A 25,364-nucleotide genomic window follows, 5' to 3' on the forward strand; every position below is an offset into this window, starting at 1 on the left:
TTTTGCATTCGATTTGGAATTGACCTATGGTGTAAAGGTAACACATCTGATTTTGGTTCAGTCGTTCTAGGTTCGAATCCTAGTAGGTCAACCACCCTTTCCCTCGCTGATTTTTCGGCGGGGGATTTTTTTTTGTTTGGGAAAAAAATCTAGAAAATAGGATTTTTGAAGAGCTGCACTTATTTTTAAAATCATCTTCAAGAAAAGCCCGTTCGTTTGAAATACTTGCTACTACTTTGTTTCATTATGCTGATTTCATGTACAGGTCAAGTACAATATCAATCAGGTATTTCTAAATTCTCCAATCAAGATTATTTGGGTGCAAACGTGGAATTTAGTGAGGCTTTACTAAAGGATAAGCGAAATGATGAAATCTATTTTGCTCGTGCAGCCGCTCGAAGTTTAGCTGGTTATTATTCTTTAGCCATTGCTGATATGAACAAGGCAATCAGTTTTAATGATTCTCGTCCAGATTATTTTTATTTTCGAGGGTATTTTAAAGCACAACTAGCTTACCATAAAAGTGCGATCAACGATTATTCCAAGTGCATATCGATGGCCCCTTGGTATGTGGAAATATATCGTCAACGGGCTGAATCATTTATTGCCCTGGGTGACTTGACTGAGGCCTGCCTTGATCTTCAGGAGGCAATTGCTGCAGGGGATACATCTGCACGTAGTTTACAAATAAAATACTGTGTTAATAAGCCATGATTTTATCTATTAAAACAGATGGAATAAATCTAGGTAGCCACCGATATATCGAGATTAAAGAATATGTTGCCATGTAGGACTATTTTTAATGCCTATTTCTCTACATAATCGTAATTATTCATGCTACCAAAAGCCGAATCGTCGAGTCTTTGATTAATTGATTTCCCCATGCGGACTCTTTTTACTATTTTAGCACCCAAATTTTGAATCCAATAGCCCTCAAACGCCAAACTATGAAATACTTGCTACTTTGTTATTCAGTGTGCTTATCTATGCTGGTAAATGCTCAAGTATCCATCGTTTTTCCACACAATCGACAAGTTTTTCAGCGAAATGCGCAAAATGAAGCGATTATCTCCATATTGGGGAATTGTCCACAAGATGTCAGTCAAGTTCAGTATAAGTTGGAACCCGTAAAAATGGGGCAGGGGACAACCATCAATTGGACCAATATTAGTGCAAAGCCAGTTTCCGGTTTTTATCAAGAAAAAGTTACGGTCAAAGGGGGCTGGTATACTTTGAAAATTCGTACTTATCAGGGAAATCAGTTAAAAGATTCAACGCAGTTGGATCGTGTAGGGGTGGGGGAAAATTTTATCATTTCGGGTCAATCCAACGCACAAGGGGGGAATAATCGACATGCTGAAGAAAGTTTTTCAAAAGACGATCGTGTCAATGTAGCCAATATTTATAATTATTATAAAGATTATAATAGCTCTCCATTTTATCGCTATTTAGGGCAGTTGAATACGGATTTCCCATTCACTGATTTTCAGCATTTAGATGCCAAAACTACCATAGGTCCCATGGGACTTTCTAATTATTATTGGGCAAGATTGGGAGACCGCTTAGCTGAAACATATAATGTACCTGTTTGCTTTATCAATACAGCTTGGTTGGCTACAGCCATGCGAAATTGGTATGAATCTTCATTACCTAATCCTAAGCCTTCGGCTAATCCTTTTGATTCCAACTTTTATTATGATGCTGGTTTTCCTTTTAAGAATTTGAAAAGAGCCGTTGAGCTTTTTGGAAAGAAAAATGGGGTTAGAGCTATTCTTTGGCATCAAGGCGAAACAGATTCATACAATAATCGCACTGCCTCGAATGAACTTCGAAAAGCCCAAGCGGATACTTACCAGCAAAATTTCAAGGATTTAATCAAGAATCTACGGTCGCAAACTGGAGTAGATGTGCCATGGTTGGTTTCTCAAGTTTCTTATTATTCAGGATTACAAGCCAATGGAACTTGTATTCCAGCCTATACTGATAATTTATTGCTGAGTAAGCAAGGTAACATGGTGACCGAAGTAAGTGGTATTTCTGAGATATATTTGGGGCCATATACAGATGTGGTGGAGGTGCCACGCAAAACAGATGCATTCGCAGATTGTGTCCATTTTTCACCGGATGCCTATGAGGAGTTAGCCTACCTTTGGCTAGAAAAAATAACAGCTGCTATAGGTAAAAATGCGAAAGCGATTACACCTAAAGCTTTACCTAGTTTTTCTGTGATTTGTGATAATACCAATGCCACTAATTTGAGTGTTTCAACCTCCGATAGTATTCAATGGTTAAATGGTAGTGCTCAAGTGCTTAGTAAGGCAAGTACCATTCAAAAGGCAACCTCTGGGAATTATTCCATGCGCTTACAAGATGGTGTTGGGAATGAATTTGCCGTGCCTACATTTCAATTTATGCCTTTGCAGGCTCCAGCAACACCTATCATTGTAGTGAAAGGTGATACTTTATTTTGTCAAGGAAGTGCAGTGGAATTGCAAGTGGCAAATCCAGATTTAACTTATATTTGGAATACGGGAGCCCAAACTTCTTTGATCACCGTTAAAGATAAAGGGGCATTTCAAGTGAAGGGAACCGATCCTTACCAATGTACTACGGCTTATTCGAAAGCGGTAACTACTCAGGTTTTTGATGTCCCGGCAGCGCCATCGATTAGCCAAGAAAGTCCATATTTCCTCAAAACATCAATTTTGAAAGCCAGTGATACCAATTTGTTTTGGGAGTATAACCAAAATGTATTGACTGAGAAAGGTACTTTATTACGGGTAAAAGAGTCAGGTACTTATTCTTTGTATTTGACAAAATCCTACGCTCCAGGCCCGACATGTGTCTCTCCCAAAGCTACCTATAGCTACAGTTTACCTGATGATATGGGTGTGGTCATTTTCCCCAATCCGGTTACTAATTCTTTGTCGATACAAGCGAGAACATCCTTAGCAGGGGCCTTGGTGAAAATATACACCATGGATGGTCGATTGGTAATGGATTCACAAATTAGCCAAGATGGATCAGCCCAATTGAATGTACAACACCTGTCACAGGGGTCTTACAAATTATGGGTGAGAACAAATGATCAATTGGAATACGTGAAAAACATCATCGTAAGCCATTAATTAAAATCTTGTTCTAAGAATTTTTTTATTTTGATTTTGTCGTCCGACTTGTTAAACTCGTTGGCAGCTTTGCCCCAAGTCCAAAGGGTATAAGATAAAACTAAATCTCTAGGTAAATCAGCTGGAATTCCAGAGCTAATACCTCCTTTTTTAGTTTTGATTAGTACGACACCATTGGCACCTCTCACCCCATAAATAGCAGTTAGAGAAGCATCTTTTAATACCTGAACAGATTCGATGTCATTCGGATTGATCGTATTTAAATTTCCAGTTACGGGAACATCATCCACCACATACAATGGGCTATTTGAATTGATAGACCCATAACCACGAATACGGACCATCGTAGCGCCACCTGGAGAATTATCATTGCCCACGGTCACACCAGCTACTTGGCCTATCATCTTTTGGTTGACACTAGCTGCATTGACACTGGCTAGATTCTTGTCAGATATTTTAGCAGGCGCACCATTATCCGTGGATTTTTCTTTTATTGGATTACCTGCAAAATTCTTTTGGATGAATTCGATGCCGACACCTACTTGGCCAGCTGAATTTCTCGATTTATGGATTTTGATTTGTTGGATTTGGTGAATAGGAATGATCGTAGTGTCATAAAATGGAGCTTTCGTGAAAACATCCATGGGATCATATAGATAGATGAATAAACTATCCCGACGAATGGAAAAAGTACGGCTTGCTTCCAGTGCTTGGCTTTTATTTGCCAAAGCACTAGAAGAGGCCGTTTTGCCGAAATACGTACTTAAAATCTGACTTACTTCTTGAGGAGAGGTGGCATTTTGTCCACTCACTGTAACACTCGCAAATACCAACAGGGAAAATAAGGCGTATTTCATGGCTTTATGGGTTAATTAGAGTTAGCTAAGACCTTAGCTGCTTCGCCCAATTTTTCATAGGACAAAATCATCGATCTTACATTATGGTAGTTAATTTTCCAGGAGTGCGACATATGTCTCCAGATAGGTTCACCTTCTCTAGTCAACAATGGCCACCACTCACCGGTGTTAAAATTAATCATTTTATCGAAAACAAAACGATGTACCTGACGATAAGCTTTTAAGAAGTCTTGATCTTTGGTTAATATGTAGGCATCTGCCATACCAATCAGCATTTCAGCCTGTTGCCAAAATTCTTTTTCTTTATCATAGACTTGTCCATCATGAGATCCTTCCACGAAAACTCCTCCAAACTCCCAATCGATTCCATGTTCCATCGAATGGTAAAAAGCTTTCTTTAAGTTATCCATGTAGTCAGAAACAGGGAATTTGCCAATTCGGAGAGCTTGCATTAATAGCCAGCCAAATTCCGAATTATGACCATATGAGGTATTGTCTACGGCAGAAGCTTTTTGTCCACCTTCCGCAAAGCGATCCCAACCCCAAACGATATCGAATTTGATTTGAGGGGCTACGCTCCAATCTGCCCAGAACTGAGGCACACCTGTTCCATACACAGGATGCATGATTTTTTGAATCAAGATATCAATGGATTCCTTCAATTTTCTACGGTGTACTTCTTTGCCACTAGCTTCATAGAGTGTCGTAAATGCTTCCATCAAGTGCATGTGTACGTCTAAGGTCTTACGATCACCACCTGGAGATCCTGCGCCCATCAATTCCCACTCTTCTGAGAAGAATTCCCAATAGCCACCTAAGTTGGTATCTACAGCATATTTTTGCAATAGATCAAAGGTCTTTTCTGCATATTCCAAACCGATAGGGTCACCTGTGGCAAGGGTATATTCACTTAAACTATAGATTACAAAACTATGTCCATAGCCAATTTTCTGCTTATTGGTGGCATTACCTTTGCGATCCATCATCCAATAGAAGCCTCCATTTTTCTCATCCCACATTTTTTCAATGAGGTATTTTACACCATGTTCGGCCATTTCCTTCATGATAGGGCCTCCGAAACCGTGACGGTAGGCTTGAGAATAGGTGAATACGGAACGTGTTTGGGCAATCAGTGATTTTTCATCAGTGCCTGAATCATTTCCAAATTCATCGAAATGGGTTAGGTAACCACCGTATTCTTTATCAATGGTTCTTTTGGACCAGAAAGGCAATAAATGCGCTTCGGTATAGTCTTTAATTTCTTTTCTTAGGGCTTCAATTTCTTGAACATTCATGGTTATAATTGGTTTAGATCTAAAATTTCTTGAGGAGTGGCTTCACCTGTTTCGCCTATTTTATGAATGGAAATATGCGCACACAAGGTAGCAAATTCGCAGGCTTCTTGTATACTGGCGCCGGCTGCTTTGGCAGCAGAAAATCCTGCTACAATCATATCACCTGCACCTACCGTATCAATGGGGCCTTTAGCAGGAATGCCTGCTTGCCAGTGAAAATGTTGGTGGTCTGCATAAATGAGGCCACGGTCACCTAAGGTCACTAAAGCACCTTGTTGACGGCTTTTAACCCATTCTTGTACTATGTTTGGAACTTGTTCATTGTCTTCCAAAATAGCAGGGTCTATATCGAGTAAATGAGCTAGTTCTGATTCATTGACTTTCAAAAGTACTTGGTTGGCAAAATTTCCCAGGCTTCGTAAATCTGCTAAGCCTGTTTTTTGCGCTATACTCATCGCTTCTTGTAGTTTTTCAAGTAGATGTTGGTTCAACAAGGGGTAACGGAATTGTTCGTTAATAATTACCCAATCATATTCAGCAAGCTGATTACATAGTGAATCCACTAAATCTTGGCTGGCCTGAACGATATCTTTTTCTTGCGTACCAAAGTCGATCCGATTCAATTCCACTTCTCCTAGCATCGGTTTAGAATAGGTAGGAGTATCCATGCTTCTTAGTGACTTAAGATTTTCAGCATGAATGCCAAGGTTTTGGCAATGGAAATTCATATCGCGACCAAAAATGTCGGAACCGATGAGTCCAAATGCGGAAGTAGGAACACCCAGTGTAGCCAGGTTTTTGGCTACATTTCCTGCTCCACCGAGTCCTGTTTTCGGGGCTTTGGCCCAGTGTACTTCTTTTTTTGTTTCGACTGAAAAGTCGCCAGTTTCTTCTATTTTTTGGAAGTAAAAATCGATGGCAAAATCTCCAATGACCGCAATTTTCAAGGATTGAATGCGGGTTAGGATGTGCCGTAATTGTTCGGGGGACATGCGTAAATAGTATAGATTGAAATAATAGGTTTATAATGATGTAAAGCTAAATAAAAATCGTCAAAAGGGAATTGTAAATTGTAAATGTTGAGCTATAAATTACAGATGGAATGGGCACCATTCTACATTCTTCAATCTACATTTTACTTATTAATGGTATCCATATCTCTTCTTCCGAATGGTGATCATTGTTTTTGTACTTTTCACCTAAGACTTCAAAATGCGGACGATGATCAAGCTCATAGCCGGAAGATGGCAACCACGAGCCAAAGATGTACTGAAAGATTTGAGGGTCAGAAGATAGCCCTTGGTAGTGAAATACCGCATATAGACCTCCTGGTAGTAGGAGACTTTCCATGCCTTGGGGTATAGGGGTAGAAGGATTTACTTCCATGCATGCCCATTTTTCAAAATGGTTTAAAGGGGAGAAATGAGTAAAATAGGAGGTAGAGTAAATTTGAAGGGAAATTAAATCTGAAGAGAGAGTATGTAATATTTCATGGCGCCTTGGCATGAAGCTAGCCCAAAGTTGACTAGTACTATTGTCAGCCAAGCTCATTTTTTGGTGTATGCCAACGAGCCTTTTTTCTTGGAGTATTTCAATGCGAGGAGTCATGCTTGGTAAAAAGAAGGGGAAGAATTATGATTTTTTAAACATGCTTTCATATCGATTAATCCAATCTTCTACGCTTATTTTTTGAGCTAATTCAGCGATCAAGTCGAAAGGGATATCATCCATTTTTTTGAACCTGACGCAGCTTTTTCCCATGTCCAATTTCGATTTGGCATGTTTTGGATATTCAATTTGAAACCATTGTAGCAGCTTTTCGTCGGCATACATGCCCATGTGGTACAAAGCGATGAAGTTCTTTTGTGAGGCGATGCTCAAAAATGGGAGAGGTTCATCCGTTTTACAGTGATAGCCAGCTGGGTAAATGGATATGGGTACGACATAGCCAATCATCCCATAGCTAATGGTTTCTTCAAATCCTGGTGGGAGATGTTTGGTTATGGTTTGTCGCAACCTAGCAAAGACCCCTTTCCGATCATCGGCTAATAGATTTTCATATTCATCTGGGGTAAGTGCTATGTTGGACATGAGGGGGAGAATTAATTTGATTTTAGAATTAATTGTTTCAAGGTTTATGATTCAAAATTCTTAAATTGTTTAAATGCGCTTTGTGCAATGTTCTCTTCCTGCGGAAACATAAATTCTCTGTTAATTGGAATTTTTCTACTATTTGTTAGATAATGAATTATATATTCATTTAGACTTTTATGAATATTCCAACATTTAATTTTAGGTAGAAAGTTTTCAGGATTTATTTCAATACTATTTTTTTTAAAGAATATTTCCTCCAGAGGTAAAAGAGGATCTGAATTAAATACAAATAGTCCTTTTTGATTTATAATATTTAAATTTTGTTGATTGTAAATTAATTTGAAATCAGGTTCAGAATCAATTTTTTTTAGCATGATACCTAAAGGTGTATATCCTGGAAGGTAAAACAGTTTTTTGTTGTGAAATGCTTTATACTGAAGGGATTCAAACTGTCTTAATTCACTAAAATAAAAGTGCTTTCGTCCTCTACGTGGTGAATTTAAAAGGTCATTTAAGGTTGATAAACTTGAATTTATAAATGTAATTATTGAAGGAAATTGGTTTGTGATTGTACTTGTATTAATAAAGTAAATTGAAAAATAATTGTCAATTTCATTTGAGTTTGTATGTATGAGACCATCTGTTGCAAAAAATAATGCAGAATCGAAGTTATATGTAAAATCTAGTAGAGGTGTAGGTGCTTTATAGTGCTGGAGAAAGCTTAATATTGATAAATCATAGGCAACATGTCCAAAAGAATCGTAAAATTTAGTTAGTAATCCGTCGTGATACTTCTTTGAGTTATTAATTATAGTTTGGATAAACTCTTGATAAGATTTTCCTAGTTTGTTTAATTCTTCTCCAATCCAATGTCGCTGTGCAGAATTAAATAATTTGTACTTTGCTTCTGTAACGCCTCTGAAAATATATTTTTGGTCATCAATATTTGAATTAAAGAGTTTGATAAGAATGTCTAATTCCTCTTTATTGTTGATGTTTTCAGTGTCAAATTTTATTGATTTTTCTTTTAGAGAGGAATAAATAGGTATTTTCATTTTTACAATTAAGTTTTTTGGTTTATTAAAATTCAAACCTTGATCTATCAATTCTTGTCCAACCTTTCAATCTTCCGATTCGATTAGCTTAATTAATTATTTAATTGTTACTAAAAACTTAAATACTTTCATTTCAAAGTAAATTGCTCAATTGGGTAATATAAAATGACTTTGTTTTGGAATTTTTCTTTGGCTATTAATCAAATATTTAAATTGGTTTAGTTTTCAATTTATGGAATATACTTAATTCTAAGTTTCAATTGATTAGTTTGAAAAGTATTAAGAAAATGAATCCCATGCGAAAGATTTGTCAAATTTTCAAAATTTGACAAATCTAATTAGCAAATCTAATTACAAATCCCAAGCTCCATAGTAAGTAGGTCTAGGATATTAGGATGATTATTCCGGAATTTTTTCTACCAAAACTTCATTTCCTGCTTTGTCAAAATAGATACAGGTCATTTGATCCATGCAAATTGCCCATTTTTCGATGCCTGTATTAGCACACATTTGAATGAAAGTCAAGAAATTCGTTTTGCCTTGCTGGTGAGCAATAAGTTCAGATTTGAAAACTTCAATTTGGGGAATATCCTTGATACTCATGGGCTCATATTTGGCAGGAACAGTGACACTATATGCATTTGCACCATGATAGTCGATGTGCCCATCGGCCACGTAAGTTTCATAATGGGTGACTCCTAATTGTTTGATCGTTTGGATGAAGTTTGGGAAATCTGCTCCTGATTGGACGAGGCTATGTGCCGATTTGATTTGTTCTACGGTAAACATACGTTTGGTTTTATGTGATTGATGGAACAAATTTGGCTGATTGAAAGCCGCTGTCATTGTAAAAAATCGTTTTATGAAAAGCGTTTGAAATTTTCGGGAGTATCACCCGTAAATTGTTTGAAGTCTTTGATGAAATGAGCTTGGTCAAAGAAATGATTCTCGTAACAGATCTCTGTTAAAGATTTAGATTCATGAAGACTGTCCAGAACCGAATTAAAGCGAATGATGGATGCAAATTTCTTGGCTGAGGTTCCGACCAATTGACGAAAGCGTTTTTCAAATGGGCTGGCACTGATGCCCAGTTTTTTGTTCAATTCTTGGATACGGATGGTTCCCTTACTTTGGTAAATCAGTTTGACAGCTTCAATAATCAATTTGTCTTGATCGATGTCTTTTAGTTGTGAAAGCAGGAAGTTCTCCACGGTACGTATTCGATTGTGGTCACCAGAATCCATGGATAATCTTTCTTCCACTTCGCGTACACTTTGAGAATCAAAAATATCCTCTAGTGAAAGGCTCAAATTAAAAAGTTCATGTGCTGGATGAGTGGCAAAATGCCTAAAGCCTGTTTCACTAAAATACACCAAAATGGTCCCAATGTTGGCTGAGTTTTTGAAGATTTTGTAGCCATCAGAGATTCCAGAAATCCCAGCTGATGATAATTTATTTTCTTGGTGACCAGCTAGACTAGCGAGTTGCCCTTGGTACTGAAACCCCATCACCATGCCAGAAGAAGGGAAAACCTTGTATTCACTTGCCGACTCATTCTCGGATACCACATAGTATTGAATGTAGGGTTTCAATGGATCCGTCGGAAAATGTTTCTCGAATTTCATGGGCAAAGAGATGTGCGGGACATTTCGAATTTACAAAATTTGGCGGATGTTATATTAATTCAGACAAATGTAAAGCTTGTTCCTTTTCCAAGTCAAAATCAGCTTGTAATCCAAGCGGTTTGGCGCTTGGCAAAGAAGCGGATTTCGAAGTACCATATTTGTTAACCACAAATTACTGATAGAACGACGAAATATCGCTTTTTGCCAAACCACCGTATAACCACAATTTATTCTAAAGTCATTATTAAGCTTTATTATTGAGGAGGGAAAACAAAGCTTGATAAGGTAGCTGTATCATTTAATGTACCTAATGTAATTTGGACGCTATTGTTACTATTTGCAGAAATAGGTGTGCTCTTGCCGTCAAATGGTGTAACGATTAAATTTTCAATACCTTGACATAATGGTCCTCCTTGAGGTGAGGAGCTTGCGCTTTGCCATAATCCATTGTAAATCATACCAGAGGTTCCTCCTGGAGGAACGGCATAGGTTGCAGGAACCCCTTCAATTACAGTAACTAAAGTACCGCTTAAAATTGGCCAGCCAATAGCATTGGGATTGTCAATGGTCGGAATTGGATTTGTTAATGGTCCAGTTTGAACATGTAGAACATAGGTATTTCCTGTTGTAGGAGAAACAAATGTGTATTTTGCTTTTAAATTTGCCATTTTAAATAGATTAGCTTCCCTACTCTTAAGGCTTTTCGGTTTCCGCCTCTCATAGAATTGACTGGATGAGAACAGTCCGTTTTTAATGTGGTTTCTGCTCCACAAGTTTTATAACTGTCACTTTGAGTGGTCAGCCCTTTTTTGACCTAAATTAATTTTGACTTGCCCATGGTAATATGTCGTTTTTCGATGGGTTTTTTTTAAATACCAATGACCATAAAATTGGTTTTTTGGCCATGATTTTTTTTTCAATCTACTTTTTCTCTTTCAATCGTAAGGCCTCATGTTCAGGATGTTACGTATTGTTTTGTCAAGAAAAATTTAAATTTTAAAGTTTCTAGTTAAAATCGCCCTATTAAGTAGGATATAGAGCTTTTGTTCTGAATTTTAAATGAGATTCTTACTTGTAAACAAAAGTTTAAATTCTTCAGATTTGCTAGAATTGACGAGATATTGTCTGAATTATTGACGCTAGACTTGGGCTGAATAATGGGATAAAATGAAAGTTTTTCGCTATGGATTTGGCGAATCTTTGGGGCATCAGGATGATGCGGATTGATGAAACTATTGTATTAATGCTGAGTAATGCTGCACTTAATAGAAAATATGCGTTGTCAAATTTTCAAAATTTGACAACGCTAAACTATGATGATCAAAACTGCTTAATCAAAGGAAAATATTCAATGCTTTTTCTCAATGGGTATAAGGGTAAGGTAGTCATATGGGTTTCTACTTGCTCTTGGCTCACATTTTTGAATATAATAACGGCTCCATTTTTGCTTTGACGAAGAAAGAAGTTTTCCAAAATCCCTTCCTCTTTCCATTGGGCTATCTTTGCTTGCTCTTCCTTAATGATTTCTTGAAAATTGGCAGGGAGATTGTCGATGTCAATGGTCAAAATAGCTTGAATACAGTTCATGAGAGATATATGTTTATTTATTTAAAAATGGATAATCAATATAACCATGATCCTGTCCACCATACATGGTTGCACGGTCAGCTTGGTTCAATTCGGCATTCAATTCAAATCGCTTTGGCAAGTCGGGATTTGCTAAAAACAAAGTACCATATGATATAAGTTTCGCGATGCCTTTTTGTAATTCTGCTTCTCCCGTTTCCTTAGTATACCCCAAATTGGCTATCACTGGGTGCTGACTAATCTTCCCAAAGGTTTCAACTGAATTGATTGGATAAGTAGGGAACTGTTCTGCTGAGAATGGTGCATTCATGATGTGGATATAAGCCAAGGGTAATTTGTTCAATTCTTGAATCAAAAGGCTAAATTGTTCCACAGGATTTTGGTGAGAAATACCGTTGTAAGTACTAGTTGGCGAAATACGTATACCTACCTTAGCCTCACCAATGGCTTGTACCATTTCTTGCATAATTTCTAGCACAAAACGATTCCTATTTTCATGGCTTCCTCCATATTCATCCGTTCTTTGATTCACATTGTCAGCTAAAAATTGATTAGGTAAGTATCCAAAGGCAGAATGCAATTCTACTCCGTCAAAACCTGCTTCTATCGCATTTACAGCTGCTTGCTTGTATTCTAGAACGATGCTTTTCACCTCTTCCGTGCTCAATGCTTTCGGTGTCTCGTAATCTTTCATACCTTCCATCGTAAAATGTTGTTGACCTTCAATAGCCACTGCGGAGGCAGAGACTGGCAGTTCACCATTTTTTACCAATGAATGTCCCACACGCCCTGTATGCCATAGTTGTGCATAAATGACTCCACCTTTTTCATGTACCGAGTGGGTTACTTTTTTCCATGCGGCTATTTGTTCGTTCGTGTAAATCCCTGGTGTCGAAGGACTCCCTAAGGCTTGCTTGGAAATGTTGATGGCTTCCGTGATGATTAAACCTGCACTGGCACGTTGGGAATAATATACCTGTGTGGATTCGCCAACAAGTCCATCGACAGTAGCCCGACTCCTGGTCATGGGTGCCATCGCCATTCTATTTTTTAGATTGTGTTGACCTAATTTTATTGCTTCGAGTAATTTCATTTTTTTTAGCTTTTTGATTATTTTCTTGTAAACATAAAGTCATTACTTTACTTTTGAAAGTAGTTACACGAATGTACAGTAGTAACCAAAGGTAAAGCAATACAGGTAATCAAGTAGTTATGATACAAAATAATTTAAGTATTTCAGAAAAATCGTGTTCCTTGAAAGAAGTGTTGGACATCATTGGAGGCAAATGGTCCATGCCTATTATTTATATTTTATCGAAAGGTAAAATGCGTTTTAAAGAATTGGAACGATCGGTAGAAGGGATTAACACCCGTATGTTGGTCAAGGAATTGAAAAATATGGAAGCCAATGGTATTATTAACCGAGAGGTATTTGCCACAGTTCCTCCTACCGTTGAATATACCCTAACTCCCAAAGGAGAAAAACTATTACCCAGTATTGCTTCTTTGCATCAATGGGGTCAGGAGTTTGCTTCTGGAATGTAGAATGTGTTTTAAGGTTTAGATTTTAGTGATAGAGCTTTCATCTATTACTAACTAATAAATAATTTATAACCCATAATTCATAATTTATAAAACCTTCCCATTTCTTGTCGCAAATTTGTAAATTTACCTTTCGTTTCCACCTTTAAAACATTTGCATTTTGGCCTTAATTAAATCAATCTCTGGAATTCGTGGTACTATTGGAGGAAAGCCTGGTGAAGGCCTAAGTCCGATCGATGTGGTTACATTTGCCGCGGCTTATGGTACTTGGCTTCGTCGCAACAATCATCCTTCCAATTCCATTGTTTTGGGGCGTGATGCACGTATTTCAGGTGAAATGGTTTCTTCTTTAGTGGCCAATACCTTGGTTGGTTTGGGTTGGAATGTACTCGATATCGGTTTGTCTACGACTCCTACGGTTGAACTAGCTGTCCCTTGGACGAAAGCTGCTGGAGGAATCATTATCACCGCCAGTCATAATCCCGCACAGTGGAATGCTTTGAAGCTACTGAATTCCGATGGAGAATTTATTTCAGATGCCGATGGGAAGGCTTTATTGCAAATTGCAGAGCAACAAGATTTTCAGTTTTCGGAGGTGTTTCAATTGGGAAAAATTACCCAAGATGATACTTTCTTAGATCAACATATTCAACATGTGCTTGACCTTCCATGGGTGGATGTCAATGCCATTGTTCAATCAAAATTCCGGATTTTAGTAGATGCGGTGAATTCCACAGGAGGTATCGTTGTACCTCATCTATTGAAAGCTTTGGGAGCGGCTCATGTGGATGTGATTTTTGGTGAGCCAACGGGCCATTTTGCTCATAATCCCGAACCACTTCCGGAAAACTTGACGGACATGATTGCCAAAATGAAATCAGGTAATTATGACTTAGGGATTGTCGTGGATCCTGATGTGGATCGTCTTTGCTTCATTAATGAAGATGGAACGCCATTTGGAGAAGAATATACCTTGGTGGCCGTAGCAGATTATGTCCTATCCAAACAAGTAGGAAATACGGTTTCTAATCTGTCGTCTACCCGTGCTTTACGTGATGTGACTGAGTCAAAAGGTGGGCATTATTTTGCCGCAGCTGTGGGTGAAGTGAATGTGGTCAACCATATGAAGGCTCAAAAGGCCATCATTGGTGGAGAAGGTAATGGGGGTGTGATCTTCCCTGAATCGCATTACGGTCGTGATGCCTTAGTGGGTATCGGTTTGTTTTTAACACATTTGGCAAATTCGGGGATGAAGATTTCAGCTTTGAGAGCATCTTATCCAGCCTATGTGATTTCAAAGAATAAAATTGAGCTTTCTGCTAATTTGAACGTGGATTTAATTCTCGATTCTATTGCCAAAGCCTATCAAGAATATAATGTTAACACGATTGATGGAGTCAAAATTGACTTTCCAGATGGATGGGTGCATTTGCGCAAATCCAACACAGAACCTATCATTCGCATATATGCCGAAGCTTCTACGGAAGAACAAGCCAACACTTTTGCTCAACAAATTATGAATGCGATTGAAAAAATCGCGCAGTCTTAAAATTTATGTCAAATTCTGTCACGCCCATCTATTTGGACAATGCAGCTACTACGCCCATTGACCCTGTAGTTTGGCAAGAAATGCAGCCGTATTTTGAAAATTTCACGGCTAATCCCTCTTCGATTCACTCTCACGGCCGACAAGCCAAAGTAGCGATCGAGCGAGCACGCAAGACCATTGCGACTTTACTGAACGCTTCTCCGTCCGAGATTTTCTTTACTTCGGGTGGAACAGAGGCGGATAATACGGTTATTCAATCAGCTGTTTTATATGGCGGAGTAAAGACCATCATCACGTCGCCATTAGAACATCATGCCGTTTTACATACAGCTGAGGCTTGGTTGAAACTAGGTTTGGTTGATCTTAAATTAGTTCAATTGCTTCCCGATGGAAGCATTGATTTAGCTGATTTAGAACGTCTTTTGCAAGAGAATCCTCACGCTTTAGTGAGTTTAATGCATGGTAATAATGAAATAGCTAATTTATTGGATTTGAATGCTGTGGGAGCTCTATGCGAGCAATATGCAGCTATTTTTCATTCGGATACTGTTCAAACCATGGGCCATTATCGTCATGATATGTCCCAATTACCTGTTCACTTCATTGTAGGAGCAGCACATAAATTTCATGGTCCTAAGGGCATCGGGTTTCTGTATGCCAAAGCAGGTTCAAAATTCCATCCACTTTTACATGGTGGTGCACAAGAGCGGAACCAACGTGGGGGAACAGAAAATGTCTACGGCGCTATTGGGCTAGCCAAAGCCTTATCTATTGCCTATGAAGAAATGGAGGAGCACATAGCCTACATCAAAGGTTTGAAGTCCTATTTCATCGAGGGATTGAAAAAGACTTTCCCGAATGTGGAATTCAATGGTAAATCGGGCGATGTTGAAAATAGCTTATACACTGTGCTCAATGTTCGTTTTCCTCAAGTAGTGGATGGCGATATGCTCTTATTTCAATTGGATATTGAGAAAATTTCAGCTTCAGGTGGTAGTGCTTGTTCGAGTGGTACATCGGTTGGATCACATGTTCTTTCGGCCTTGAATCCGAATGCGACAGGTGCTGCTGTTCGTTTTTCTTTCTCAAAAAACAATACCCAATCGGAGATCGATCGGGTATTGGAGGTATTGAAGAAATTAATTCCTGCGTCTTAGTAAGCGCGGGCAAAAATTACACGTTGTTTCGATGGGTTTCCAGTAAGGATGCATTTCCCTGCTTCTTCCTGGGAATCCAAAGGAATACAACGAATGGTGGCTTTGGTCAATTCCTTGATCTTTTCTTCGGTCTCAGGACTTCCATCCCAATGGGCCGACAAGAATCCGCCTTCTTCTATTTTCACTAGGAATTCATCCCAAGTATTTACTTCAAAGGTATTGGCAGCTCTGAAACCCAAAGCTTTTTGGTAGATGCTGATTTGGATATCATCCAAGGTATCCACAATCACCTGCTCAATGCCTTCAAATGGCAAATTGGTTTTTACACGGGTATCACGACGGGCCAATTCAATGGTTCCATTTTCGATATCGCGGTTACCAATTGCCAAGCGCACAGGCACACCTTTTAATTCATATTCGGCAAACTTAAATCCTGGACTTTGGTTTTCCGAAATATCAAATTTGACTGATATACCTCTTTTTTTCAAAGCGGCAACCAATGGGTCAATTTTGGATTTGATGTTATTCAATTGCTCTTCTCCTTTATAAATAGGTACAATCACCACTTGGATAGGGGCTAATTTCGGAGGTAATACCAAACCCTGGTCGTCCGAATGTGCCATGATCAAGGCTCCCATCAAGCGAGTAGAAACACCCCATGAGGTTCCCCAAACAAATTCCTGTTGGTTCGCTTTATTTAAAAATTTGACATCAAATGCTTTGGCAAAGTTTTGTCCCAAAAAGTGGGAAGTACCCGCTTGCAAAGCCTTTCCGTCTTGCATCATAGCTTCGATGCAATAGGTATCTTCGGCACCTGCAAAACGCTCATTGGCAGTTTTACGACCTTTGATCACGGGCATCGCCATGAAGGTTTCAGCAAATTCGGAATAGATATTTAACATCTGTTCTGTTTCAACTACTGCCTCTTCTTTGGTAGCATGGGCCGTATGACCTTCTTGCCAAAGGAATTCAGCAGTTCTTAAGAACAAACGGGTACGCATTTCCCAACGCATAACATTAGCCCATTGATTCATTAAAATAGGCAAGTCGCGGTACGATTGCACCCAGTTTTTATAAGTAGACCAAATCACGGTTTCAGATGTTGGACGAATGATTAATTCTTCTTCCAATTTTGCTTCTGGATCCACGATTACTCCGTGGCCGTTCGGATCATTTTTTAGTCGGTAATGGGTAACCACAGCACATTCTTTGGCGAAGCCTTCTACGTGTGAAGCTTCTTTAGAAAGGAAGGATTTGGGGATTAAAAGAGGGAAATAAGCGTTTACGTGCCCTGTTTCTTTGAACATGTCATCCAAGGCTCTTTGCATTTTTTCCCAAATAGAATAGCCATACGGTTTGATGATCATACAGCCACGAACCGCTGAATTTTCAGCTAAGTCGGCACGCTTCACCAATTCGTTATACCACTCGGAATAATTTTCAGCTCTGCTGGGTAAGGATTTACTCATAAAAATAGCTTGTCGCGTAATTAATTAGATATTTATTCGTTTTATTTGTGTTAATATTCTCAATCAACGAACGATTAACGACAAAGATACGTTATTGTCCTTAGTTAAGCTTATACTTTTATCTCTAAGACCATGAAAAATCAACTTATTATCTTGTCTTTTCTGGGTATTGCGGCTTTATTTCAAGGCTGTGTGACCATTCAGGTCAGTCCATCAGGAGAAGTTGCCAAGAAGCAATTTGCTTCAGATGATTTGTATGATGTACCCCAGCGTGCAGTGGCTTCAACTAAAAAAGTAAAATCGGATTATCTAAATTTCGATGATAATACAGTTGTGATTGAAGAAGAGGAAGGTATTGCAGAGCAGTCGACTTATTTAAACTCAAGAAGTGTCTATAATTACAATAACAGTGTGAATCCAAATACCTATAACCAGGTGTATAACAGTGGTTATAATGCGGGTTTCAATACTGCATCATCTTGGAATAATTGGTATGTCAATCCCATGATTAGTTTTGGATATGGATTCGGATCTCGCTGGTATTCACCATTGAGTTCCTATAATATGATGATGAATCCTTATTACTCAGCCTATGGTATGATGTATGATCCATTCTACTATGGCTCCTCCTTTGGTTTTGGCTCGGTATATGGATTTAACTCTTATCGTTACTATGATCCATTTTATAATCCATGGTCATTCTACAATCCATACCGTAATTTTGGTGGGGTAGTGTATAATAATTACAACTATTATAATTCATTAGGTTCTAGTGGTTACAATTACAATAATACCACGGTAGATCCTCCACGCAAGGTGAATTATGGCCCAAGAGATGCAGCTTCATCTAACCGCGGTAGTTATGGAGATTCCTTCTCTAATACACCTAGAAGCGGTAATAACTATTACAATAGTCAAGGTTCTAATCAACCAAGTACCTATTCCAATCGTTCGGCAGGTACTCAAAGCTATGAGCGTTCGGCAGCACCTAGAAGAAACAGTAATGTGGAATACCGTTATGCAGAACCATCCCAATCTCGTCAAGTGGAAAGCTTCTCTAGACCTTCTTATAATTCAGGAGGGGGATCTTATGGAGGAGGCGGAAGCTCCAGTGGTGGAGGTGGTGGTGGAGGAAGTTCACGTGGACCTAGGTAATATTTGATCTTATGAAAAAGTACATTGTAACAATCGCTTTAGGATTGTGTTTGCCTAATCTTGTGTTTGGACAAATATACAGTTATGCGAATTTGGCTAAATACTTCTCTACTACCTACGCTACGGGAACAGCTCGTATGCAGGCCTTGGGAGGAACTTATAGTGTATTAGGGGCTGATGTTAGTTCCATTGCAGCTAATCCTGCAGGTTTGGGATTCTACAATCGTTCGGAGGTGCATTTGAGTATGGCACAACAAAATTCATCCACTAGCTCCAATTATCTAGGAATAAGTGCCAAGCAAACAGATGCCTTGTTTCATTTACCAAGTTTAGGTTTGGTGTTGGCAGGAGATCCTAGTTCTTATAACAAATGGCATGGTGCATTTGGGATAAGTTATTCCAGACAAGTGGTATATACTCAACCAGTGTATGTAACAGGTACCAATAATAGATCGTCATTACTAGATTCATTCATTGAAAAAGCAAATGATAAAAATGCCACTGGGGCTAGTTTGGACGGTGAATATAGTCCAGCTAGTAATTATGCAGATAGCCCAGAAGCGGCGGCTTATCAGGCTTATTTGATTGATCCTAACCCAACCAATGGTGGAGTGCCTTTTTCTAGGTATGAACCTAATTTGCCAACCTCTCAAGTAGGAGAAGTAGTGAATTCTGGAGCTTTGAGCAGTTGGAATTTTAGTTATGGGGCTTCTTACATGGACAAATTGTACATTGGTGCAGGCTTGCAGTTTTCGAAAATTACTTCAACAACAACGAGCAATTGGACAGAGGAATATGTAGGCGGACGCTATGTGGCTGCGATGAATTACCGAGAAAATTTAGTGACCAATGGATCGGGGATATCATTATCCTTGGGTATGATTTATAAATGGAGTCCTAATTTGAGAGTGGCATTTAATTTCCAAAGCCCTGCCTATTTTGATCAAGTGAATGAACGATACGATGCGCGTATTAGTCCGACCGTCAACGGCATCCCATCTTATGATTCCAATGGGGTACCTATTATCATTACGAAAGTAAAACCTGTTTATGTAACTCCCAATGAGTTTACCTACCAATTGACTACTCCTATGACTTTATCGGGAGGATTGGCTTATTTCTTTGGAAAAAGAGGCTTTCTGAGTTTGGATTTGGCTTATGTGAATTACCCAGGTATGCGCGTCTCATCCAGTGAATTAAATTCATCGACCAATCAACAGTTTCAAGATAAGCACAACGGACAAATCAAACGAAATTTTGAATCGGCTTTGAACATTAAAGTAGGAACAGAAATTCGTGTAACAACAAATTGGAATATACGCGCTGGAGTAGCTCAGTTTGGTAGTGGTTATTCTAGTACTTACGATGGTATTGATCGTAATAGCCTACAAATATCGGGAGGGATTGGCTATCGTACATCCTCTTTTTATATCGATTTGACAGCCGTTCAGCGTACTGCAAAAGATGGATTTACCCCATATAGCTTAAAAAATGCTGCAGATTATTCATCGGCCATGTTGACCAAAAATAACCTGCAGTTTGTATTAGGAGGGGGAATCTTATTTTAATTATTGAACGGGAACATAAGACTCAATCAACCACAACAATTGATTGACACTAATTTCTCCATCTACCTGAATATCAGCTTGTTTGTAAAAAGGAAGTCTTTCCTCAAAAGTCTTTTTGATGGTGGCAATCACCGCCTCTTCACTTTGACTTTTATCTAAAAGCGGACGGTTATTACCTTGCGCTTTGTACAATCTCTTGGCTAAGTCATTCAACTCCACATTTAAGAAAACACTGATACCATGTTTTTTCATGTAATCCATGTTATCAAAAAAGCAAGGTACTCCACCACCTGTAGCAATGACCATGGATTGATCGGGTTGGAAACCATGCAAAGTCTTGCGTTCTAATTCACGGAAATGCGCCTCACCTTGGGTCGAAAAAATTTCAGAAATAGTTTTTTGTTCCCTTGTTTCAATCAGCTTGTCCATATCCGTAAAACTAAATCCTAAGTTTTTCGCTAATTCTTTCCCAAGAGTACTTTTACCCGAGGAGGGCATTCCTATTAAATAAATATTTTTCATTCTTAATCTGTTGTTATTAAACGTTGGTCTATGTCTTCGATGCTAGGTAGGTGGTAGGCAGACCATTTACCACGAACAGTTCCTTGGTTAAGCAACCAAAGACCTGGGCTAGAACGAATGATGGTTTTTAATACTTTGGTATCCACGGACATGGCCGGGAAATTCAATTGATACTCATGTCGGATGCTATTCACTTCTTCATCAGAAGAAGCACTCAATAACCAAACCTCAATACCTTTTTTACTGGCTTCATTGGCCAATAGAGCAATTTGTTTTAAAGCATCCAAATGCGAATGGTGTACATTAGGAATGATGACCATCAGTTTTTTACCCTTGAAACTCTCAGCTGTATAATCGATAGAATCATTATCTATCCAAATCCGGTAGTCGGTAATCAATGGGCGAGCTTCTTTCTCATTCAAGGCTTGCATGGAAACAAATACGGCTTGCGTGTCCGTAGGCATTTCGGTTAATGTCTCTTCTTTACCATTGATTTTGTAAACATAAGAAAAGCGCATGGCTTCCCTAGACTTCATGTTTTGTGGAATATTATCACCAATGGCATAAGGTAAGCCATCGTGGATAGGTAAATAGAAATAACAATAAATACCTAAAGTAACGCTTATAATAGCACTAATGATGACTGGGCTTAGATTCTTATTGAAAGACTTAATTTTGTCAGTAAATAATAAACTAAGAGCCAAAACAAATAAGAATACATCTTTGAAGAAAGAAGTCCAAGGAGTCAGTTTGATCGTCTCACCGAAACATCCGCAATCCGTTACTTTGTTGAAATAAGCCGAATAAAAAGTTAAGAAACCAAAGAATCCCAATAGGCCTAAAAACGTCCAAAGCACCTGTTTTGTTCGGTAGTTTGCCCAGAGAGCGATTCCCAAGACAATTTCCATGCTACTTAATAAGATGGAAAGGGGTAGAGCAAAGGGAATCCAAAATTTCCAAAAGCCTTCCATCGCTGGAAAATCTTGAGAAAATACATCGAAATATTCTTCCAATTTCAGTTGGGTTCCAATTGGGTCATTCAGTTTGATTAGACCTGAAAAGAGGAAGATAAATACCAATAAAAAAGTAGCGATTCGACTGTATTGCCGCATATTATTGGTGGATTATTGTTGTTGGATTTGCATTTGTTCTTCCTTGATTTTGATCAAACAGAAGACTGCGTAATTCAGCATGTCTTGGTAATTGGCTTCTACACCTTCGGAAACGAGGGTAACACCCTGATTATTTTCGATCTGTTTTGTGCGGAAAATCTTCATTAAGATTAGATCTGTCATGCTACTCACACGCATGTCGCGCCAAGCCTCACCGTAATCATGATTTTTATTGCGTAAAAGTTCCAAGGTGGTTTCTACTTGATAATCGTAAAATCGACTTAATTCATCCGCAGAAAACTCCATTTGTTCAGAATTTTCGAGCGACTTTTGAATTAAGGCAATGATGCAGTAGTTGATGATTCCAATGAATTCACCTTCAATACCATCTTGAATTTTTTGCTCTCCTTTTTCTTGAATGCTGCGTATACGCTGCGCTTTTATAAAAATTTGATCTGTTAAACTAGGTAATCGTAAAATTCGCCAAGAAGTACCGTAATCTTTGTTTTTTTTATCAAACAAGGCTTTGCAGTGTGAAATTACTTGTCGATATTCGATTTCAGTTTGGGAAGGCGCATTGTCCCTGTTCATAGGAGAGGATTAGTTTACAAATCTCTTTTTTTTCAGACTACAAAAATATTTAAATTATCCTAAATTTCAGCTCATTTGGAAGCTCTTTTTCCATCTTTTCAAACAATTCGATATAAGTCGGGATTGATTGATCTTCAGATACCCCAAATCATGGGTATATTGAATGCTACGCCGGATTCATTTTTTTCTGCTAGCCGGGTGACTGTGATCGATGAATGTTTAGCTTTAGCTGCTCAAATGATTGAGGAAGGAGCCAGCATCTTGGATGTAGGTGGGCATTCTACCCGACCAGATGCTAAGGCCGTTTCTGCTCAGGAAGAGCAAGATCGCGTAATCCCAGTAATGGAAGCATTAAGTAAAGCCTTTCCTCACATCTGTTTATCTGTGGATACTTACCGTCTGTCGGTGGCAAAGGCCGCCATTCAAGCTGGGGCAGATTGGTTCAATGATGTAGGTGGCGGGCAAATGGATGAAGGGATATTTGAATGGGTATCCGAAAATCAAGTTCCTTATATTTTAACGCACAGTGTGGGTGCATTTTCACAAGTACATCAAGTGCCTGATTATGAATATGTGGTGGAAGATGTCTGGTTAGACATGGCAAAAAAAATACAGGCTTTGAGGGTGCTGGGAGCCAAAGATGTAGTGCTAGATCCAGGCTTTGGTTTCTCTAAATCTTTGGACCAAAATTATCAATTGATGGCTCAATTACATCAATTTACTCGATTAGGCGTGCCGCTGTTAGTAGGGGTTTCCCGAAAATCCATGATACAAAAAGTGCTTGGAACGAAGCCAGAGGAGTCCTTGAATGGAACAACGGTTTTACATACGGTGGCCTTACAACAAGGTGCCCATATCCTGCGGGTGCATGATGTAATAGAAGCCCGACAAGTCATACAATTAGTTAAGAAATTACAAGAAAATGGTTTATCCAATTTATCATAATCATCACTGGATAGATCCAGATCAGGTTTATGTAGGCATTCAAGATGTCGGTTTTTTACGAGGCTTTGGCATATTTGATTTTTTTAGGGTCATGCAGGGTAGACCTATTTTTCTATCGGATCACCTAGACCGTTTTTTAGCCTCGGCCGATAAAATGGGTATTGCTCATATGTACAGCAAAGAGCAGTTAGCTGGTTTAATTCATGAGATTGCGGCTAAGTCGGAAGTAGATTGCTTAGGTATCAAAATGGTTCTTACGGGCGGAGATTCTTCCAATGGTTTTGAACCTCAAGGAAGAAGTCAATTATTCATTATTCCCAATGAATTTCAATTCATGGATCCTATCCATGGGATGAAATTGGCAAGTAGAAATTATGTCCGTGAAATGGCGGATATTAAATCCTTGAACTATGCCTATGCCATCCGAAATTGGAGTGAAATCAAATCCCAAGGTTTTGATGATTTGATTTATTATACCCAAGCACATGGTGTTTCTGAATCATCCAGAAGCAATTTGTTTTGTGTGAAGGATGGGGTTTTATATACTCCAGCTCAACATATCTTGGAAGGAATTACTCGAAAACACGTAATCGATTTGGCATCTTCCTTCATGGAAGTTAAGGTACAAGATGTAAGTTTAGATGCATTTAAGCAGGCGGATGAAGTTTTTACCACAGGAAGTACCAAACGGGTGGTTCCCATACTTCAAATTGATGACAACGTCATTGCCGATGGAAAAAGGGGGGTAATCACAGCGCAATTGTACGAACGATTAATCCAACACGAAAATTAGGAAGAGGGTGGACGGAAGGCTTTCATATTGGCTTCATTGCACACTAAAAATGGGCCACCAATCAAATCAATGCAATAAGGTATAGCTGGAAATATAGCTTCTAGGCACTGGCGAATAGCTTTGGGTTTTCCAGGTAAATTGACAATCAATGATTTCCCACGAATACCCGCAGTTTGGCGACTTAATATGGCTGTAGTGACGTATTGTAGGCTTACTTGACGCATCAATTCTCCAAAACCTGGCATCATCTTTTGACATACAGCTTCCGTAGCTTCTGGAGTAACATCCCGTAGCGCTGGGCCCGTTCCACCCGTAGTAATAATCAGACATGCCTCCGCTTCATCGGCCATTTGGCACATGGTTTGCTCCAATAAGACTTGTTCATCAGGAATGACCGCATAAACTACTTCAAAATCAGAAATCAAATATTCCTTAAGCAATTCTACGACAGCCTTACCCGGGATATCTTCATAGATACCTGCACTTGCGCGGTCAGAAACATTGATAACACCTATTTTGATCATTTCTTTTGTTTGTTTTTTTGCTCCATTTTTATGAAGGCCTTGGGCTTTTTTTCCATAGGAATAGGCTCATTCAATAAGTCGCGAATCACGACAGATGCGCAAACACCTCCAAAAGCTGCAGGAAGATAGGAAATGGTACCGTATGCAGACTTCTTGAAGTTGGAACCATCCGTTAAAATAAGCGATTCATCTTTTACTTTTTCCTGTGAATACACGGCTTTAATTCCGCGTGAAACACCCATTTTACGGATACGCTTTCTTACCAAAGAAGCTAAATAACATTCACGGGTATCCAATAAATCTGCCGTTTTGAGTTTGGTTGGATCTAATTTTCCTCCCGCTCCCATGGAGCTTACGATGTTCAATCCTAGGTCATAGGCTGTTTTTAAAAGGGTCAATTTGGGTGTGACCGAATCAATACAATCCATGACATAATCGTATTTTGTTTTTTCTAAAATCTCTTTGGCAGCCTCAGGACTCAAAAATGTCTCATGTTCATGCAAGATCAAATCTGGGTTGATGGCAAATAAGCGCTCAGCCATGATTTTTACTTTAGCGACACCGTGGTTAGTTGCTAAGGCTGGCAATTGGCGATTTCTATTGGTAGGGTCTACTACGTCTCCATCCACAATGGTCATGGTTCCTACACCCGCTCTAGCAATAAACTCAGCGGCAAAGGAGCCAACTCCTCCCAGTCCTACAATCAATACATGGGCATTTTGTAATTGCTGGATGCCTTGTTCTCCAATGAGAAGTTCCGAGCGACTCAGCCAACGAAGGTCTTTTGTACTCATA

At 38.9% G+C, this 25,364-nt stretch carries 25 protein-coding genes, 1 tRNA gene and 1 pseudogene; 10 read left to right on the forward strand and 17 right to left on the reverse strand.

Annotated elements, in window-relative coordinates:
• Nucleotides 1–20 precede the first annotated feature (20 nt).
• The 3 genes from HME7025_RS04525 (at nt 21) to HME7025_RS04535 (ending at nt 3,128) form a co-directional block, all read left to right on the forward strand.
• A tRNA-Gln gene (locus HME7025_RS04525) sits at nt 21–94 on the forward strand.
• 152 nt (nt 95–246) lie between these two features.
• Complete coding sequence (locus HME7025_RS04530; RefSeq protein ID WP_109322500.1) at nt 247–714, forward strand: tetratricopeptide repeat protein; 468 nt, start codon at nt 247–249, stop codon at nt 712–714.
• 233 nt (nt 715–947) lie between these two features.
• Nucleotides 948–3,128, forward strand: coding sequence for a sialate O-acetylesterase (locus HME7025_RS04535; RefSeq protein WP_109322501.1), 2,181 nt, complete (start codon nt 948–950; stop codon nt 3,126–3,128).
• 143 nt (nt 3,129–3,271) lie between these two features.
• Here the strand turns inward: HME7025_RS04535 and HME7025_RS13505 are convergent.
• The 11 genes and pseudogenes from HME7025_RS13505 to HME7025_RS04595 all read right to left on the reverse strand — a co-directional run.
• Nucleotides 3,272–3,574, reverse strand: a pseudogene (locus HME7025_RS13505) (TonB-dependent receptor plug domain-containing protein); the annotation flags it as partial.
• A gap of 422 nt (nt 3,575–3,996) precedes the next feature.
• A complete protein-coding gene (locus HME7025_RS04545) occupies nt 3,997–5,280 on the reverse strand; it encodes an AGE family epimerase/isomerase (protein WP_109322502.1) in 1,284 nt (427 codons plus the stop codon).
• 2 nt (nt 5,281–5,282) lie between these two features.
• The gene (locus HME7025_RS04550) at nt 5,283–6,272 is read right to left on the reverse strand and encodes a bifunctional heptose 7-phosphate kinase/heptose 1-phosphate adenyltransferase (RefSeq protein ID WP_109322503.1); all 990 of its coding nucleotides are present in this window, start codon (nt 6,270–6,272) and stop codon (nt 5,283–5,285) included.
• 136 nt (nt 6,273–6,408) lie between these two features.
• A complete protein-coding gene (locus tag HME7025_RS04555; RefSeq protein ID WP_109322504.1) occupies nt 6,409–6,888 on the reverse strand; it encodes a GyrI-like domain-containing protein in 480 nt (159 codons plus the stop codon).
• 24 nt (nt 6,889–6,912) lie between these two features.
• The gene (locus HME7025_RS04560; protein ID WP_109322505.1) at nt 6,913–7,371 is read right to left on the reverse strand and encodes a DUF1801 domain-containing protein; all 459 of its coding nucleotides are present in this window, start codon (nt 7,369–7,371) and stop codon (nt 6,913–6,915) included.
• 44 nt (nt 7,372–7,415) lie between these two features.
• The gene (locus HME7025_RS04565; protein ID WP_154401929.1) at nt 7,416–8,429 is read right to left on the reverse strand and encodes an FRG domain-containing protein; all 1,014 of its coding nucleotides are present in this window, start codon (nt 8,427–8,429) and stop codon (nt 7,416–7,418) included.
• Between the two features lie 399 nt (nt 8,430–8,828).
• Nucleotides 8,829–9,218 carry a DUF1398 domain-containing protein gene (locus tag HME7025_RS04570; RefSeq protein ID WP_109324989.1) on the reverse strand — a complete coding sequence of 130 codons (390 nt, stop codon included), beginning with the start codon at nt 9,216–9,218 and terminating at the stop codon, nt 8,829–8,831.
• Nucleotides 9,219–9,289: 71 nt separating this feature from the next.
• Nucleotides 9,290–10,054, reverse strand: coding sequence for a helix-turn-helix domain-containing protein (locus HME7025_RS04575; protein WP_109322507.1), 765 nt, complete (start codon nt 10,052–10,054; stop codon nt 9,290–9,292).
• A gap of 254 nt (nt 10,055–10,308) precedes the next feature.
• Nucleotides 10,309–10,722, reverse strand: a complete 414-nt coding sequence (locus tag HME7025_RS04585; protein WP_109322509.1) for a hypothetical protein — start codon at nt 10,720–10,722, stop codon at nt 10,309–10,311.
• Nucleotides 10,723–11,374: 652 nt separating this feature from the next.
• Nucleotides 11,375–11,641, reverse strand: coding sequence for a hypothetical protein (locus tag HME7025_RS04590; protein ID WP_109322510.1), 267 nt, complete (start codon nt 11,639–11,641; stop codon nt 11,375–11,377).
• A 13-nt stretch (nt 11,642–11,654) separates the two neighbouring features.
• A complete protein-coding gene (locus HME7025_RS04595) occupies nt 11,655–12,734 on the reverse strand; it encodes an alkene reductase (RefSeq protein ID WP_109322511.1) in 1,080 nt (359 codons plus the stop codon).
• Nucleotides 12,735–12,853: 119 nt separating this feature from the next.
• Here HME7025_RS04595 and HME7025_RS04600 point away from each other — a divergent pair, with 119 nt between their 5' ends.
• The 3 genes from HME7025_RS04600 to HME7025_RS04610 all read left to right on the forward strand — a co-directional run bounded on the left by HME7025_RS04600 (nt 12,854) and on the right by HME7025_RS04610 (nt 15,890).
• Complete coding sequence (locus HME7025_RS04600) at nt 12,854–13,186, forward strand: winged helix-turn-helix transcriptional regulator (protein ID WP_109322512.1); 333 nt, start codon at nt 12,854–12,856, stop codon at nt 13,184–13,186.
• 158 nt (nt 13,187–13,344) lie between these two features.
• A complete protein-coding gene (glmM, locus tag HME7025_RS04605; RefSeq protein WP_109322513.1) occupies nt 13,345–14,733 on the forward strand; it encodes a phosphoglucosamine mutase in 1,389 nt (462 codons plus the stop codon).
• A gap of 5 nt (nt 14,734–14,738) precedes the next feature.
• A complete protein-coding gene (locus tag HME7025_RS04610; RefSeq protein ID WP_109322514.1) occupies nt 14,739–15,890 on the forward strand; it encodes a cysteine desulfurase family protein in 1,152 nt (383 codons plus the stop codon).
• Here HME7025_RS04610 and proS read toward each other — a convergent pair.
• Nucleotides 15,887–17,359 carry a proline--tRNA ligase gene (gene proS / locus HME7025_RS04615; RefSeq protein ID WP_109322515.1) on the reverse strand — a complete coding sequence of 491 codons (1,473 nt, stop codon included), beginning with the start codon at nt 17,357–17,359 and terminating at the stop codon, nt 15,887–15,889. The two genes, HME7025_RS04610 and proS, sit on opposite strands and share 4 nt — an antisense overlap.
• A gap of 132 nt (nt 17,360–17,491) precedes the next feature.
• Between proS and HME7025_RS04620 the strand changes: the two genes are divergently transcribed.
• Both HME7025_RS04620 and HME7025_RS04625 read left to right on the forward strand, forming a co-directional pair.
• On the forward strand, nt 17,492–18,514 hold the full coding sequence (locus tag HME7025_RS04620) for a hypothetical protein (RefSeq protein ID WP_109322516.1): 1,023 nt from the start codon (nt 17,492–17,494) through the stop codon (nt 18,512–18,514).
• 11 nt (nt 18,515–18,525) lie between these two features.
• Nucleotides 18,526–20,082, forward strand: a complete 1,557-nt coding sequence (locus HME7025_RS04625; protein ID WP_109322517.1) for an OmpP1/FadL family transporter — start codon at nt 18,526–18,528, stop codon at nt 20,080–20,082.
• On the opposite strand, the gene HME7025_RS04630 is transcribed toward HME7025_RS04625, so the two are convergent.
• The 3 genes from HME7025_RS04630 to HME7025_RS04640 are packed head-to-tail and all read right to left on the reverse strand — an operon-like array spanning nt 20,083 to nt 22,307.
• A complete protein-coding gene (locus tag HME7025_RS04630) occupies nt 20,083–20,604 on the reverse strand; it encodes a shikimate kinase (protein ID WP_109322518.1) in 522 nt (173 codons plus the stop codon).
• 2 nt (nt 20,605–20,606) lie between these two features.
• The gene (locus tag HME7025_RS04635) at nt 20,607–21,716 is read right to left on the reverse strand and encodes a BT_3928 family protein (RefSeq protein ID WP_154401930.1); all 1,110 of its coding nucleotides are present in this window, start codon (nt 21,714–21,716) and stop codon (nt 20,607–20,609) included.
• Between the two features lie 12 nt (nt 21,717–21,728).
• Entirely contained in the window at nt 21,729–22,307 is a 579-nt protein-coding gene (locus HME7025_RS04640; RefSeq protein WP_109322520.1) for a DUF1599 domain-containing protein, read from the reverse strand.
• A 75-nt stretch (nt 22,308–22,382) separates the two neighbouring features.
• Here HME7025_RS04640 and folP point away from each other — a divergent pair, with 75 nt between their 5' ends.
• Complete coding sequence (gene folP / locus HME7025_RS04645; protein ID WP_226998278.1) at nt 22,383–23,252, forward strand: dihydropteroate synthase; 870 nt, start codon at nt 22,383–22,385, stop codon at nt 23,250–23,252.
• Nucleotides 23,230–24,045 (forward strand): aminotransferase class IV, encoded by an 816-nt coding sequence (locus tag HME7025_RS04650; protein ID WP_109322521.1) that lies wholly within the window; start codon nt 23,230–23,232, stop codon nt 24,043–24,045. Before folP ends, HME7025_RS04650 begins: the two co-directional genes overlap by 23 nt.
• Here HME7025_RS04650 and mog read toward each other — a convergent pair.
• Nucleotides 24,042–24,569 (reverse strand): molybdopterin adenylyltransferase, encoded by a 528-nt coding sequence (gene mog / locus HME7025_RS04655; RefSeq protein WP_109322522.1) that lies wholly within the window; start codon nt 24,567–24,569, stop codon nt 24,042–24,044. The genes HME7025_RS04650 and mog overlap by 4 nt on opposite strands.
• Nucleotides 24,566–25,363, reverse strand: coding sequence for a tRNA threonylcarbamoyladenosine dehydratase (locus tag HME7025_RS04660; RefSeq protein WP_109322523.1), 798 nt, complete (start codon nt 25,361–25,363; stop codon nt 24,566–24,568). Before HME7025_RS04660 ends, mog begins: the two co-directional genes overlap by 4 nt.
• Nucleotide 25,364 lies beyond the last annotated feature (1 nt).

Origin of the sequence: Aquirufa nivalisilvae (genome assembly GCF_003143535.1) — a bacterium.
GTDB classification, from domain to species: Bacteria; Bacteroidota; Bacteroidia; order Cytophagales; family Spirosomataceae; genus Aquirufa; species Aquirufa nivalisilvae.

Coding starts and splice junctions, on each gene's coding strand:
- HME7025_RS04530 (WP_109322500.1), top strand. CDS start 247: ATGCTGATTTCATGTACAGGTCAAGTACAATATCAATCAGGTATTTCT.
- HME7025_RS04535 (WP_109322501.1), top strand. CDS start 948: ATGAAATACTTGCTACTTTGTTATTCAGTGTGCTTATCTATGCTGGTA.
- HME7025_RS04545 (WP_109322502.1), bottom strand. CDS start 5,280: ATGAATGTTCAAGAAATTGAAGCCCTAAGAAAAGAAATTAAAGACTAT.
- HME7025_RS04550 (WP_109322503.1), bottom strand. CDS start 6,272: ATGTCCCCCGAACAATTACGGCACATCCTAACCCGCATTCAATCCTTG.
- HME7025_RS04555 (WP_109322504.1), bottom strand. CDS start 6,888: ATGACTCCTCGCATTGAAATACTCCAAGAAAAAAGGCTCGTTGGCATA.
- HME7025_RS04560 (WP_109322505.1), bottom strand. CDS start 7,371: ATGTCCAACATAGCACTTACCCCAGATGAATATGAAAATCTATTAGCC.
- HME7025_RS04565 (WP_154401929.1), bottom strand. CDS start 8,429: ATGAAAATACCTATTTATTCCTCTCTAAAAGAAAAATCAATAAAATTT.
- HME7025_RS04570 (WP_109324989.1), bottom strand. CDS start 9,218: ATGTTTACCGTAGAACAAATCAAATCGGCACATAGCCTCGTCCAATCA.
- HME7025_RS04575 (WP_109322507.1), bottom strand. CDS start 10,054: ATGAAATTCGAGAAACATTTTCCGACGGATCCATTGAAACCCTACATT.
- HME7025_RS04585 (WP_109322509.1), bottom strand. CDS start 10,722: ATGGCAAATTTAAAAGCAAAATACACATTTGTTTCTCCTACAACAGGA.
- HME7025_RS04590 (WP_109322510.1), bottom strand. CDS start 11,641: ATGAACTGTATTCAAGCTATTTTGACCATTGACATCGACAATCTCCCT.
- HME7025_RS04595 (WP_109322511.1), bottom strand. CDS start 12,734: ATGAAATTACTCGAAGCAATAAAATTAGGTCAACACAATCTAAAAAAT.
- HME7025_RS04600 (WP_109322512.1), top strand. CDS start 12,854: ATGATACAAAATAATTTAAGTATTTCAGAAAAATCGTGTTCCTTGAAA.
- HME7025_RS04610 (WP_109322514.1), top strand. CDS start 14,739: ATGTCAAATTCTGTCACGCCCATCTATTTGGACAATGCAGCTACTACG.
- proS (WP_109322515.1), bottom strand. CDS start 17,359: ATGAGTAAATCCTTACCCAGCAGAGCTGAAAATTATTCCGAGTGGTAT.
- HME7025_RS04620 (WP_109322516.1), top strand. CDS start 17,492: ATGAAAAATCAACTTATTATCTTGTCTTTTCTGGGTATTGCGGCTTTA.
- HME7025_RS04625 (WP_109322517.1), top strand. CDS start 18,526: ATGAAAAAGTACATTGTAACAATCGCTTTAGGATTGTGTTTGCCTAAT.
- HME7025_RS04630 (WP_109322518.1), bottom strand. CDS start 20,604: ATGAAAAATATTTATTTAATAGGAATGCCCTCCTCGGGTAAAAGTACT.
- HME7025_RS04635 (WP_154401930.1), bottom strand. CDS start 21,716: ATGCGGCAATACAGTCGAATCGCTACTTTTTTATTGGTATTTATCTTC.
- HME7025_RS04640 (WP_109322520.1), bottom strand. CDS start 22,307: ATGAACAGGGACAATGCGCCTTCCCAAACTGAAATCGAATATCGACAA.
- HME7025_RS04650 (WP_109322521.1), top strand. CDS start 23,230: ATGGTTTATCCAATTTATCATAATCATCACTGGATAGATCCAGATCAG.
- mog (WP_109322522.1), bottom strand. CDS start 24,569: ATGATCAAAATAGGTGTTATCAATGTTTCTGACCGCGCAAGTGCAGGT.
- HME7025_RS04660 (WP_109322523.1), bottom strand. CDS start 25,363: ATGAGTACAAAAGACCTTCGTTGGCTGAGTCGCTCGGAACTTCTCATT.